This window comes from Lelliottia sp. CFBP8978 (assembly GCF_034046055.2).
Classification (GTDB): Bacteria; Pseudomonadota; Gammaproteobacteria; order Enterobacterales; family Enterobacteriaceae; genus Enterobacter.
The window spans coordinates 1,794,327-1,806,382 of sequence record NZ_CM188253.1 but is presented as its reverse complement, the minus strand read 5'-3'; the positions used below and the strand labels follow the sequence as shown (position 1 = coordinate 1,806,382).

The window sequence follows — 12,056 nt, the reverse complement described above, 5'->3', positions numbered from 1 at the left end:
ACACCGGTCGGAACTTAACCAAAATTTCTGCGCAAGTATATTATGGTACTGAAAACAACATGTTTTGTTACTTGCCATTTTCAATGGAAAATTCTTATATAGCTCGACAGCCCTGACTGACGAGGATTGAACTTCTATTATGCTAATGACCAAAGCCGCCCATTCCCGGCACACAGGTGTAAGTCGTCAGACCGTCTACGACCGGATTAAAAAAGGTGAGCTGGTGCTGGTGGGCCGTAAAATCGATGTGAGGACCAGCAGCCAGAATGTAAACAAGCGTTACACATTCAGAGGGATAAATTACGCATTCGGGGGCTATTGTGGGTCTAAAAATAACGACAAAAAACCCTACAAATCAATGTTGATATAGCTTTTGGATTATTCCCCACGGGGGAAGAGAACACTAAAAAGGCAACCTTGCGGTTGCCTTTTGCATTTAACTTCACAGGTCCGGTAAGCGCAGTGCCACCGGGCATTTTTCAGGCCGCACTTTTCTTCTTAAACTTTCTCTTCTTATCACCCGCGCCTGGCGCAACCATGCCTCTGAATTGCTTCACCGGGGTGTTCCGTGCCTGATTTATTAAATCAAATAACGTGCCCACCAGCGGCTGCATAAAGTCCTGGTAGCGGCACTGTTTCTCGCTGATTTGCGTGAGCACCGATTCCCAGTGCGCGGTCATATCCGGTCGCGCGGCCATCTCCGGCAGGGAGTGAATCAGCGCCTTTCCCGGATCCGTCGAGTGGATATAGCGCCCCTGTTTGATCAGGAATCCGCGCTTGAACAGCAGTTCGATGATCCCCGCGCGCGTGGCCTCTGTGCCCAGACCATCCGTAGCGCGAAGGATCTTCTTCAGATCTTTATCCTGCACAAAACGAGCGATACCGGTCATGGCCGAGAGCAGCGTCGCATCCGTGAAGTGGCGCGGCGGTTGAGTTTGCCGCTCGATCACTTCGCCTTTCTCGCACAGCAGTTCGTCATCTTTCGCCACCACCGGCAGCGGCGTGCCGTCGTTTTCTTCGTCGCGCTCTTTGTTGCCCAGCAGCGTACGCCAGCCCGCTTCGGCCAGAAAACGCGCTTTGGCGACAAATTTGCCTTTGGCGATCTCAAGCTCAATGACACACTTGCGGAAGACGGCATCCGGGCAGAACTGCATCAAATACTGGCGAGCGACAAGCTGATAAACCTTAGACTCATTTTCGCTCAGATTGACGCTGCTGGCGCGCGCCGTGGGGATGATGGCGTGGTGCGCGTCCACCTTTTTGTCGTCCCAGCAGCGGTTGCGGGTTTCCGGGTTGACGGCAGACTGCGGCAGCAGATCCGGCGCGTGAACGCCAATCGCATTCAGCACCGCATGACGGCCCGCGAAATGTTCTTCCGGCAGGTAACGGCTATCCGAACGCGGATAGGTGATAAGCTTGTGGGTTTCGTACAGTTTCTGGCAGATATCCAGCACATTTTGCGCGCTCATACCAAAGCGTTTTGCAGCTTCGATCTGCAGGGCCGACAGGGAGAAGGGCAGCGGCGCGGGTTCTGATTCCCGTTTATCGTTATAGCTGGTGACCATCGCCGGCTGACCGCTGATACGGTTGACCACATGATCCGCCAGCGGGCGATGTAACAGTCGCCCCTCTTCATCCTGATACGACTCACAGGCGTCGCTTGGCTGCCAGGTGGCCGTAAAACGTTCTTCCTTCGGGGTGACGATATGCGCCTTCACTTCGAAGAAATCTTTCGCCACGAAGTTCTCGATCTCTTCGTCACGACGCACCACCAGACCGAGCACCGGCGTTTGCACACGTCCAACGGAGAGCACGCCCTGATAACCGGCGTTGCGTCCGAGAATGGTGTAGGCACGGGTCATATTGATCCCGTACAGCCAGTCGGCACGCGCTCGCGCCAGCGCAGAGACGCACAGCGGGATGAACTCGCTGTTGGCGCGCAGACGGGAAATCGCGCGTTCGACGGCCTGCGGGTTCAGATCGTTTATCAGACAGCGCTGCACCTGCTGCCGTTTTTCCGCTGCCAGCTCAAGGTAGTCGAGCACCTCATCCACCAGCAGTTGCCCTTCCCTGTCCGGGTCACCGGCGTGAACCACTTCTTCGGCGTCATGCAGAAAACGTTTGATAACGTTGAGCTGTTTGGTGACCGAAGGACGTGGCTGCAATTTCCACTTTTCCGGCACGATCGGCAGATCGTTGAGATTCCAGCGGGCGTAGCGGCTGTCGTAAACATCCGGCTGCGCCTGTTCAAGCAGGTGACCGATACACCAGGTGACCACCTGCCCGTTGCCGCATTCGATAAAACCGTCGCCCTTGCGATGCGGCTTGGGCAACACATCGGCAATCGCACGCGCCAGGCTTGGCTTTTCCGCAATAAACAACCGCATCGAATTAACGGATCTCAATCATCGGGCGACCACCGCGGGCGGTCACCAGCTCGCCAATGGCGGTCAGGGTGATACCGTATTCAGCCGCGGTGGCTTTCACTTCGGCTTCGGATTCAGGCGTCACCGCCAGCAGCAGGCCGCCGGAGGTTTGCGGATCGCACAGCAGATCGCGCCACTCCGCTGGCATGTCGCCCATCAGATGACCGTAGCTGGCAAAGTTACGCTGCGTGCCGCCCGGCACCGCGCCCTGCGCGATATACGCTTCCACGCCCGGCAGTTTTGGAATGTCCTGATACCAGACCTGCGCCTGCACGCCCGCCCCCTGACACACTTCGCTCAGGTGGCCGAGCAGACCAAAGCCGGTGACGTCGGTCATGGCTTTTACGCCGTCGATATTCGCGAACGCCGCGCCCGCCAGGTTCATCTGGCACATCACTTCTGTCGCCAGACCAACATGCTCTGGTTTGAGCAGCGATTTTTTCTCGGCGGTGGTCAGCACGCCAATACCCAGTGGTTTGGTGAGGAACAGTTTGCACCCCGGCTGGGCTGTGCTGTTGCGCTTCACGCGATCGGTAGGCACCACGCCGGTCACAGCCAGGCCGAAGATCGGCTCAGGCGCATCAATGGAGTGCCCCCCGGCCAGTGCAATACCCGCCTGCTGGCAGGCAAAACGGCCACCTTCGATCACGTCGCGGGCGATTTCAGGAGGAATGGTGTTAACTGGCCAGCCCAGAATGGCGATCGCCATGATCGGTTTACCGCCCATCGCGAAGATATCGCTGATGGCGTTCGTCGCCGCAATGCGGCCAAAATCAAACGGGTTATCGACAATCGGCATAAAGAAGTCGGTAGTGCTGATAATGCTGGTGCCGTTTCCTAAATCATAAACCGCTGCATCGTCACGCGTTTCGTTACCGACAAGCAGGTTCGGGTCGACAAACTTCGCCTGTTCACTGTGGAGGATGGTTTCCAGCACTTTTGGCGAAATTTTACAACCGCAACCCGCTCCGTGGCTGTATTGCGTTAAACGAATGGTTTGCTCGCTCATGGGGACATCTCCTGTCATTGCTCTCGCGCTATGGTAGCGCTCATTCCGTGATGAGGTAAGTCTGACTGTCTGAATTATGCGATGCTTGCTCATAATCCAGACAGTTTAGTGTGATTATCAGAAACGTGTAACGAAAGGCGCGGTATCCGGCACAGAGACGGTGGTAGACGCTTTGAGCTGCGGCGTGCCGAGATAGAGGAAACCGACGATTTTATCGTGCTCGCCACAGGATAATCCGGTGCGAACCGCCGGGCTGTCGGTGAGCGGGCCGGTGCGCCAGATGCCGTTAAAGCCCTGGGCGACGGCCGCCATTTGCATTGCCATCACCGCGCAACCGGCTGACATCTCTTGCTCCCAGACCGGCACTTTATGCTCTGGCTGGCATTTTGCCACCACGGCAATGATCAGTGGCGCGCGGAAAGGCGCATTGCGCGCTTTATCAATGCCCTTTTCATCTTGTCCGGCCTCTTTCGCCCCCTTTTCCAGCACGGCGCTAAAACGATCGCGTCCTTCCCCTTCAATAATAAAGAAATGCCACGGCTGAAGCGTGCCGTGATCCGGGGCGCGCATTCCGGCATGCAGAATGCTTTCCAGTTGCTCACCGGCAGGGGCGGGTTCGGCCAGGCGTGAAGCGCTACGGCGGTTAACAAGCAGTTCAAGTGCGTCCATTGATTAACTCCTGTCTTCAAATTTGCTCACAAAATTAACACGGGAGCAGATTTTGTTACAGCGCGGTGGGCGATTCCTGCTGACAAGAGGCGGTTGGGTCATTACGATAACCCCCACATTGCCGTCACGTCGCGACGGAACAGTACTTATCTGGTTTGGGAGAACACATGCGAACCCTTTGGCGAATTTTTGCCGGTTTCTTTAAATGGACGTGGCGCTTACTCAATTTCGTCCGCGAACTGGTGATGAATCTGTTTTTCATCTTCCTGCTGCTGGTTTGCGTGGGCATCTGGATGCACATCAGCACCAGTCAGACCCAGCATAGCGAGCGCGGGGCGCTGCTGCTGGATATCACCGGCGTGATTGTCGATAAACCTTCCACCAGCAATCGGCTGGGGGTGATTGGCCGCCAGCTGCTTGGCTCCACCTCCGATCGCATGCAGGAAAACTCGCTGTTTGATATCGTCGAAGCGATTCGCCAGGCGAAAGAGGATCGCAACATTACCGGGATTGTTCTCGATCTGAAGAACTTTGCCGGTGGCGATCAGCCGTCTATGCAGTATATCGGCAAAGCGTTGCGCGAATTCCGTGACAGCGGTAAACCGGTTATTGCCGTTGGCGATAGCTATACCCAGGGTCAGTATTACCTGGCCAGTTTTGCCAATAAGATTTGGCTCTCCCCGCAGGGAACGGTCGATCTGCACGGCTTTGCCACCAACGGCCTGTACTACAAATCGCTGCTGGATAAGCTGAAAGTCACGACCCACGTCTTCCGTGTTGGTACTTATAAATCGGCCGTTGAGCCGTTTATTCGCGATGATATGTCGCCTGCTGCCCGTGAGGCAGACAGCCGCTGGATTGGTGAACTGTGGCAAAACTATCTGGGTACGGTTGCCGCTAACCGTCAGATCACCGCGGATCAGGTTTTCCCTGGCGCGCAGGCGATGCTGGACGAGCTGCAAAAACGGGGTGGCGACACGGCAAAATATGCGCTCGACAACAAACTCGTCGATACGCTGGGTACCAGCGCGGATATCGAAAAAGCGCTGACCAAACAGTTTGGCTGGAGCAAAGAAGACAAGAATTACAGCGCGATCAGTCTTTACGATTATACGCCGAAGAAACCGAGCGAAACGGGTGACAGCGTGGCCGTAGTCTTCGCCAATGGGGCGATCATGGACGGTGAAGAAACACCGGGCAATGTGGGCGGCGATACCACGGCGTCGCAGATACGCGATGCGCGTCTGGATCCGAAAGTGAAAGCCATTGTTCTGCGGGTTAACAGCCCGGGCGGCAGCGTCAGCGCTTCTGAAGTGATCCGCGCGGAACTGGCTGCAGCGCGCGCCGCTGGCAAACCGGTGGTGGTGTCGATGGGCGGAATGGCGGCATCCGGTGGCTACTGGATCTCGACGCCAGCCAACTACATCGTCGCCAACCCGAGCACGCTGACCGGCTCTATCGGCATCTTCGGGGTGATTAACACTGTCGAAAACAGCCTGGATTATCTGGGTGTTCATACCGATGGCGTGGCCACCTCGCCGCTGGCGGATGTGGCGGTCACTAAATCGCTGCCGCCGGAAGTCTCTCAGATGATGCAGTTGAGCATTGAGAACGGCTATAAACGCTTTATTACGCTGGTCGCTGAATCACGTAAATCCACGCCTGAGCAGGTTGATAAAATTGCGCAGGGCCACGTCTGGACTGGCCAGGATGCGAAAAACAACGGTCTGGTCGATAGCCTGGGTGATTTCGACGACGCGGTGGCAAAAGCGGCTGAACTGGCAAAACTAAAGCAGTGGCATGTCGAATATTACCAGGATGAACCGACGTTCATTGATATGGTCATGGACAGCATGTCGGGTTCGGTACGCGCCATGCTGCCAGCCGCCATTCAGGCCTGGCTGCCTGCGCCAGTGGCCTCCGCTGCCAGCGTGGTGAAAGCGGAAAGCGATAAACTCGCCGCCTTTAACGATCCGCAAAACCGTTACGCGTTCTGCCTCACCTGCGGCTCCGTACGCTAAAAACTGTCCCCTCTTCCCGCTAAGAGGGGATTTTTCTTTGAAGCACAAGAACAGATCATCATGCAGAAGAAATCGATTTATGTAGCGTATACCGGCGGGACTATCGGTATGCAGCGCTCTGAAAATGGCTATATCCCGGTGTCTGGTCACCTGCAGCGTCAGCTCGCGCTGATGCCTGAGTTTCATCGCCAGGAGATGCCCGACTTCACTATCCACGAATATGACCCGCTGATGGACTCATCGGATATGACGCCAGAAGACTGGCAACATATCGCCGACGATATCAAAGCCCATTACGATGAGTACGATGGTTTTGTGATCCTCCACGGCACCGATACCATGGCGTTTACCGCCTCTGCGCTCTCCTTCATGCTGGAGAACCTCGGCAAGCCGGTGATCGTGACCGGGTCGCAGATCCCGCTGGCGGAACTGCGCTCCGACGGGCAGATCAATCTGCTGAATTCGCTGTATGTGGCGGCCAATTACCCGATCAACGAAGTGTCGCTGTTCTTCAATAATCGACTTTATCGCGGGAATCGCACCACCAAAGCGCACGCCGACGGCTTTGATGCTTTTGCCTCGCCCAATCTGCAGCCGCTGCTGGAGGCAGGTATTCATATTCGCCGCCTGGGAACGCCGCCTGCGCCGCATACGTCTGGCGAGTTGATTGTTCACCCGATCACCCCGCAGCCGATTGGCGTGGTGACAATTTATCCGGGCATTTCCGCCGATGTGGTGCGTAATTTCCTGCGCCAGCCGGTCAAAGCACTGATCCTGCGCTCTTATGGCGTCGGCAATGCGCCGCAAAACGGCGAGTTCTTAAAAGAGCTCCAGGAAGCCAGCGCGCGCGGCATTGTGGTGATAAACCTGACCCAGTGCATGTCCGGGAAAGTGAACATGGGCGGTTACGCCACCGGCAACGCGCTGGCGCATGCGGGTGTGATCAGCGGTTTTGATATGACGGTGGAAGCCACCCTGACTAAACTTCATTACTTACTGAGCCAGGATCTCGACGTACAGTCTATTCGCAATGCGATGATGCAAAACCTGCGCGGCGAGCTGACGCCAGACGAATAAGGAGTGTGATATGACACAACGAGCCCTGCTACTGGTCGATCTGCAAAATGATTTTTGCGCGGGCGGTGCGCTGGCTGTTGCCGGTGGCGATGCCACCGTTGATACGGCCAATACGCTTATTGCGTGGTGTAAAACCCGCGGTGAAGCCGTTGTTGCAAGCCAGGACTGGCACCCGGCGAATCACGGCAGTTTTGCCAGCCAGCATCAGGTGGAACCCTTCACCCAGGGTGAACTCGACGGTCTGGCGCAAACCTTTTGGCCCGATCACTGTATTCAGCAAAGCGAAGGCGCAGAGTTGCATCCGCTTCTGAATCAAAAGGCGATCGATGCGGTGTTCCATAAAGGGGAAAACCCGCGTATCGACAGCTACAGCGCGTTTTTCGATAACGGTCATCGTCAGAAAACCGCCCTGGACGCGTGGCTCCGCCATCACGAAATCAGCGAACTGATCGTGATGGGACTGGCCACTGATTATTGCGTGAAGTACACCGTTCTCGATGCCCTGAAACTGGGCTATCGCGTTAGCGTGATCACTGATGGCTGTCGGGGTGTTAATATTACGCCCCAGGACAGCGCCCTGGCCTTTATGGAGATGTCCACCGCCGGTGCGACACTGTATACGCTGGCAGACTGGGAAGAGACGCAGGCGTGAATATTCATTCAGCGATATCAGAGGCTGATATCGCTGGTTTTCTTATGCAAGAGGCGTAAATCTGATGGCTTTTATCCCCAAAAATTACGCGCGGCTTGAGGTCGGTTACCGGGAAAAGGCGCTTAAACTTTTTCCCTGGGTGTGCGGACGTTGTAGTCGCGAGTTTGTCTATTCCAATCTTCGCGAGTTGACCGTGCATCACATCGACCACGATCATTCGAATAACCCGGAAGATGGCAGTAACTGGGAGATGTTGTGCCTGTTCTGTCACGATCATGAGCACTCCAAATACACCGAAGCCGACCAGTATGGCTCGACGGTAGTCGCTGGAGAAGATGCGCAGAAGAGCGTCGGGGAAGCGACCTACAATCCGTTTGCGAATCTCAAATCAATGATTAATAAAAAGTAACCTCAGACTGTTGGCCGGGTAAAGCCACAACGCTACCCGGCAACCCCCCCGTTTTCACATAAAGTGAACTCCCTCGCAACACCAACGAAGCGGCACTGCTATTCTCATTTGGCTGTTTTTTGTCACACCCCTGGTGCGACGTACTTTTTTGAGTCAAAGAGGATCCGTTATGAAACTATTGCCTGTTCTGGCAGCCTTACCCCTGCTCTGCGCGCCGTACATTTTTGCCGCTGACATGATGTCCGTGGGCTATTTCAATGGCGGCGGTGACGTCACTGCCGGCCCCGGTGGCGATATCGACAAACTGGACGTTCGTCAGATTACCCACCTCAATTACTCGTTTGGTCTTATCTATAACAACGAGGCGGGGGAAACCAATGCTGCGCTGAAGGACGCCAGCAAATTACATCAAATCTGGCTGTCACCAAAAGTGATCGCCGATCTGCGCAAAATACCTGAGCTGCGTAAGCAGAACCCGCATCTGAAAGTCCTGCTTTCAGTCGGGGGCTGGGGAGCCAGAGGGTTTTCCGGTGCTGCGGATAATAAAGAGAGCCGCGCCGTGTTTATCCGCTCTGTGCAAGAGATCGTCAAAACCTATGGTCTGGATGGCATTGATCTCGACTGGGAATATCCGGTAAACGGCGCATGGGGGCTGGTCGATAAACAGCCGGCCGATAAAGATAATTTCACCGCCCTGCTGAAAGAGATCCGTGAAGCGTTACCAAAAGAGAAATTAGTGACCGTTGCCCTGGGCGCGAATGCGGAAAGTCCGAAAAGCTGGGTGGACGTGAAAGCCATCGCGCCGTATCTGAACTACATCAATCTGATGACTTACGATATGGCCTATGGCACGCAGTATTTTAACTCGAATCTGTATGACTCAACGCAATGGCCGACGGTGGCGGCAGCCGATAAATACAGCGCTGATTTTGTGGTCAATAACTATCTTGCCGCCGGATTAAAACCCGAGCAGATGAATCTGGGGATCGGTTTTTATGGCCGGGTACCGAAACGAAGCGTTGAGCCAGGCATCGACTGGACAAAAGCGGACGCCGAAAAAAATCCGGTGACGCAGCCGTACTTTGGCGCGCAGGAGATCGGGATGTTCAAGGCGCTGGGCTATGATCTCACTAAAGACACCTACGTGAAGTACAACGATATTGTCAGCAAGCTGATTAACGATCCGCAGAAACGTTTTACTGAGCACTGGGACGATCAGGCGAAGGTGCCGTGGCTGTCGATAACATCGGCGCAGGGAAAGGAGTTGTTTGCTCTGTCGTATGAAAACCCGCGTTCCGTTGACCTGAAAGCGCAGTACATCAAAGAGAAAGGTCTGGGCGGTGCAATGTTCTGGGAGTATGGCGCGGACGACCAGAACCAGCTGGCGAAGCAGTTGGCGACATCTCTGGGCATTAAACAAAGGTAAACGCAAAACGGCAACATCGGGTTGCCGTTTCGGTATTTGCGCCCTCTTCTACGGGGAGAGGGTGTGACGGAGAAGTTCAGGCCGCTCTGGCGTTTCCGCCGGGCGGCGATAGCGCCTGCCCGGCCTGGCGTTACTGCATCTTCAGCGTCGCAATCGGTTTGGGCGTAATACCAAAATCTTCCTTCAGTTCTCGCTTACTTTTCATCACCATCTGCCCTTTCGTGTCGATAGTCATGTGCTGCGCGTCGGTGTTGTTACGCGCCTGCCAGAGCATGACCAGCTGCAGACTGTTCTCTTTTTGCTCGGCGGTCAGCGCCACCCCATCAGGCCATTTACCCAGCTCCACTGCCGTGACCAGACGCTGATACACTTCCGGCGTCATACCGTTAATCATGTCATCAATATTCATGGAAAACCCGCTCTGAAGGAATAATTTGCTGAATCGTTTCTTCAACCTTTCGTCTGCTCGCCGTTTTCATCGTCTGAGAAGCTCATTGAGGCGGAATTGACGCAGAAACGCTCGCCCGTTGGCTGAGGGCCATCCGGGAAGACGTGACCAAGGTGGGCATCGCAGTTACCGCAACGAATTTCGGTACGCTGCATACCGTGCGTGGAGTCCTGCAGGTAACGTATTGCGTCATCGCTCACCGGCTCATAGAAGCTCGGCCAGCCGCAGCCGGAATCGTATTTTGTTTGCGAATTAAACAGAGGGGCGTCGCAGACCAGGCAGTGGTAAACACCCTCACGCTTATTGTGCAGCAAACGCCCGGTAAATGGGGGCTCTGTGCCATGGTTCTGCGTCACATAGAACTGCATTTCTGTCAGATTTTTTTTCAGTTCGTCAGGATTACGTTGATTCGACATATGCTCACATCTCGCTGTATAAACAGACACCTTTATCCGCGAATTCTAACAAAACATTAACACTGAAGTGTGAACTTTTGTTCTAAACTTATGCGTTGCGGTATAGCAGACGGGCAATTGTGATCTTGTTCACATTTTTATCCTGTTGGCCCTTTAAAATTCCGGGCGCAGCCCCCATGTGGTTGCTAGCTCAAAGGGAAAGTGAGGCGGTCAGTCGCACAAAGGTTATGCGCAGGATTGATTTGTCGCAATGATTGACACGATTCCGCTTGACGCTGCGTAAGGTTTTTGTAATTTTACAGGCAACCTTTTATTCACTAACAAATAGCTGGTGGAATATATGACTATCAAAGTAGGTATCAACGGTTTTGGCCGTATCGGCCGTATTGTTTTCCGTGCTGCTCAGGAACGTTCTGACATCGAAATCGTTGGTATCAACGATCTGTTGGACGCTGAATACATGGCGTACATGCTGAAGTACGACTCAACTCACGGTCGTTTCAACGGCACCGTTGAAGTGAAAGACGGCCACCTGGTTGTTAACGGCAAAACCATCCGTGTTACTGCTGAAAAAGACCCAGCTAACCTGAAATGGAACGAAATCGGTGTTGACGTTGTTGCTGAAGCTACCGGTATCTTCCTGACCGACGAAACTGCTCGTAAGCACATCACCGCTGGCGCGAAGAAAGTTGTTCTGACTGGTCCTTCCAAAGACAACACTCCGATGTTCGTTAAAGGTGCTAACTTCGAAAAATATGCTGGCCAGGACATCGTTTCTAACGCTTCCTGCACCACCAACTGCCTGGCACCACTGGCTAAAGTTATCAACGACAACTTCGGTATCGTTGAAGGCCTGATGACCACTGTTCACGCAACTACCGCTACTCAGAAAACTGTTGATGGCCCGTCTCACAAAGACTGGCGCGGCGGCCGTGGCGCAGCTCAGAACATCATCCCTTCTTCTACCGGCGCTGCTAAAGCGGTAGGCGTTGTGCTGCCAGAGCTGAACGGTAAACTGACTGGTATGGCGTTCCGCGTTCCTACTCCGAACGTATCCGTTGTTGACCTGACTGTTCGTCTGGAAAAAGCTGCTTCTTATGAAGAAATTAAGAAAGCAATCAAAGCTGCTTCCGAAGGCCCAATGAAAGGCGTTCTGGGTTACACCGAAGACGACGTTGTCTCTACCGATTTCAACGGCGAAGTGTGCACTTCCGTGTTCGATGCTAAAGCGGGTATCGCACTGAACGACAACTTCGTGAAACTGGTTTCCTGGTACGACAACGAAACCGGCTACTCTAACAAAGTACTGGACCTGATCGCTCACATCTCCAAATAAGTTGAGATGAGACACTGATCCAAAAAGGCGACCTCGGTCGCCTTTTTTATATACATATCATCCTGAAAGCTGCCTCTGCGTTGGCTTCACCATCGGAATTCGGTCACATAGTTATCTATGCCCCGACACTCCTCAGGCTTGCCGCCTTGATGCAACGTCCATGATTT

At 54.3% G+C, this 12,056-nt stretch carries 11 protein-coding genes; 6 read left to right on the top strand and 5 right to left on the bottom strand.

Annotation, left to right across the window (positions count from 1 at the left end; translation table 11 throughout):
• Nucleotides 1-479 precede the first annotated feature (479 nt).
• The 3 genes from SOM82_RS08415 to SOM82_RS08405 all read right to left on the bottom strand — a co-directional run bounded on the left by SOM82_RS08415 (nucleotide 480) and on the right by SOM82_RS08405 (nucleotide 4,104).
• Nucleotides 480-2,387 carry a DNA topoisomerase III gene (locus tag SOM82_RS08415; RefSeq protein ID WP_320459261.1) on the bottom strand — a complete coding sequence of 636 codons (1,908 nt, stop codon included), beginning with the start codon at nucleotides 2,385-2,387 and terminating at the stop codon, nucleotides 480-482.
• A gap of 4 nt (nucleotides 2,388-2,391) precedes the next feature.
• On the bottom strand, nucleotides 2,392-3,435 hold the full coding sequence (gene selD, locus SOM82_RS08410; RefSeq protein WP_154125136.1) for a selenide, water dikinase SelD: 1,044 nt from the start codon (nucleotides 3,433-3,435) through the stop codon (nucleotides 2,392-2,394).
• 117 nt (nucleotides 3,436-3,552) lie between these two features.
• Nucleotides 3,553-4,104, bottom strand: coding sequence for an NAD(P)H nitroreductase (locus SOM82_RS08405; protein WP_154125135.1), 552 nt, complete (start codon nucleotides 4,102-4,104; stop codon nucleotides 3,553-3,555).
• Between the two features lie 167 nt (nucleotides 4,105-4,271).
• Here SOM82_RS08405 and sppA point away from each other — a divergent pair, with 167 nt between their 5' ends.
• The 5 genes from sppA (at nucleotide 4,272) to chiD (ending at nucleotide 9,689) form a co-directional block, all read left to right on the top strand.
• The gene (gene sppA / locus SOM82_RS08400) at nucleotides 4,272-6,125 is read left to right on the top strand and encodes a signal peptide peptidase SppA (RefSeq protein WP_154125134.1); all 1,854 of its coding nucleotides are present in this window, start codon (nucleotides 4,272-4,274) and stop codon (nucleotides 6,123-6,125) included.
• A gap of 60 nt (nucleotides 6,126-6,185) precedes the next feature.
• Nucleotides 6,186-7,202, top strand: a complete 1,017-nt coding sequence (gene ansA / locus SOM82_RS08395) for an asparaginase (RefSeq protein WP_154125133.1) — start codon at nucleotides 6,186-6,188, stop codon at nucleotides 7,200-7,202.
• Nucleotides 7,203-7,212: 10 nt separating this feature from the next.
• On the top strand, nucleotides 7,213-7,854 hold the full coding sequence (gene pncA, locus SOM82_RS08390; RefSeq protein WP_320459260.1) for a bifunctional nicotinamidase/pyrazinamidase: 642 nt from the start codon (nucleotides 7,213-7,215) through the stop codon (nucleotides 7,852-7,854).
• A 64-nt stretch (nucleotides 7,855-7,918) separates the two neighbouring features.
• Nucleotides 7,919-8,263 carry an HNH nuclease YajD gene (gene yajD, locus SOM82_RS08385; RefSeq protein ID WP_154125131.1) on the top strand — a complete coding sequence of 115 codons (345 nt, stop codon included), beginning with the start codon at nucleotides 7,919-7,921 and terminating at the stop codon, nucleotides 8,261-8,263.
• A 169-nt stretch (nucleotides 8,264-8,432) separates the two neighbouring features.
• Nucleotides 8,433-9,689, top strand: coding sequence for a chitinase ChiD (gene chiD, locus SOM82_RS08380; protein ID WP_154125130.1), 1,257 nt, complete (start codon nucleotides 8,433-8,435; stop codon nucleotides 9,687-9,689).
• Nucleotides 9,690-9,819: 130 nt separating this feature from the next.
• On the opposite strand, the gene SOM82_RS08375 is transcribed toward chiD, so the two are convergent.
• Entirely contained in the window at nucleotides 9,820-10,098 is a 279-nt protein-coding gene (locus SOM82_RS08375) for a YeaC family protein (protein WP_154125129.1), read from the bottom strand.
• Between the two features lie 41 nt (nucleotides 10,099-10,139).
• Nucleotides 10,140-10,553, bottom strand: a complete 414-nt coding sequence (gene msrB / locus SOM82_RS08370; protein ID WP_154125128.1) for a peptide-methionine (R)-S-oxide reductase MsrB — start codon at nucleotides 10,551-10,553, stop codon at nucleotides 10,140-10,142.
• Nucleotides 10,554-10,893: 340 nt separating this feature from the next.
• Here msrB and gapA point away from each other — a divergent pair, with 340 nt between their 5' ends.
• Complete coding sequence (gene gapA, locus SOM82_RS08365; protein ID WP_154125127.1) at nucleotides 10,894-11,889, top strand: glyceraldehyde-3-phosphate dehydrogenase; 996 nt, start codon at nucleotides 10,894-10,896, stop codon at nucleotides 11,887-11,889.
• Nucleotides 11,890-12,056 lie beyond the last annotated feature (167 nt).

Coding starts and splice junctions, on each gene's coding strand:
- SOM82_RS08405 (WP_154125135.1), bottom strand. CDS start 4,104: ATGGACGCACTTGAACTGCTTGTTAACCGCCGTAGCGCTTCACGCCTG.
- sppA (WP_154125134.1), top strand. CDS start 4,272: ATGCGAACCCTTTGGCGAATTTTTGCCGGTTTCTTTAAATGGACGTGG.
- chiD (WP_154125130.1), top strand. CDS start 8,433: ATGAAACTATTGCCTGTTCTGGCAGCCTTACCCCTGCTCTGCGCGCCG.
- msrB (WP_154125128.1), bottom strand. CDS start 10,553: ATGTCGAATCAACGTAATCCTGACGAACTGAAAAAAAATCTGACAGAA.
- pncA (WP_320459260.1), top strand. CDS start 7,213: ATGACACAACGAGCCCTGCTACTGGTCGATCTGCAAAATGATTTTTGC.
- SOM82_RS08415 (WP_320459261.1), bottom strand. CDS start 2,387: ATGCGGTTGTTTATTGCGGAAAAGCCAAGCCTGGCGCGTGCGATTGCC.
- yajD (WP_154125131.1), top strand. CDS start 7,919: ATGGCTTTTATCCCCAAAAATTACGCGCGGCTTGAGGTCGGTTACCGG.
- gapA (WP_154125127.1), top strand. CDS start 10,894: ATGACTATCAAAGTAGGTATCAACGGTTTTGGCCGTATCGGCCGTATT.
- ansA (WP_154125133.1), top strand. CDS start 6,186: ATGCAGAAGAAATCGATTTATGTAGCGTATACCGGCGGGACTATCGGT.
- SOM82_RS08375 (WP_154125129.1), bottom strand. CDS start 10,098: ATGAATATTGATGACATGATTAACGGTATGACGCCGGAAGTGTATCAG.
- selD (WP_154125136.1), bottom strand. CDS start 3,435: ATGAGCGAGCAAACCATTCGTTTAACGCAATACAGCCACGGAGCGGGT.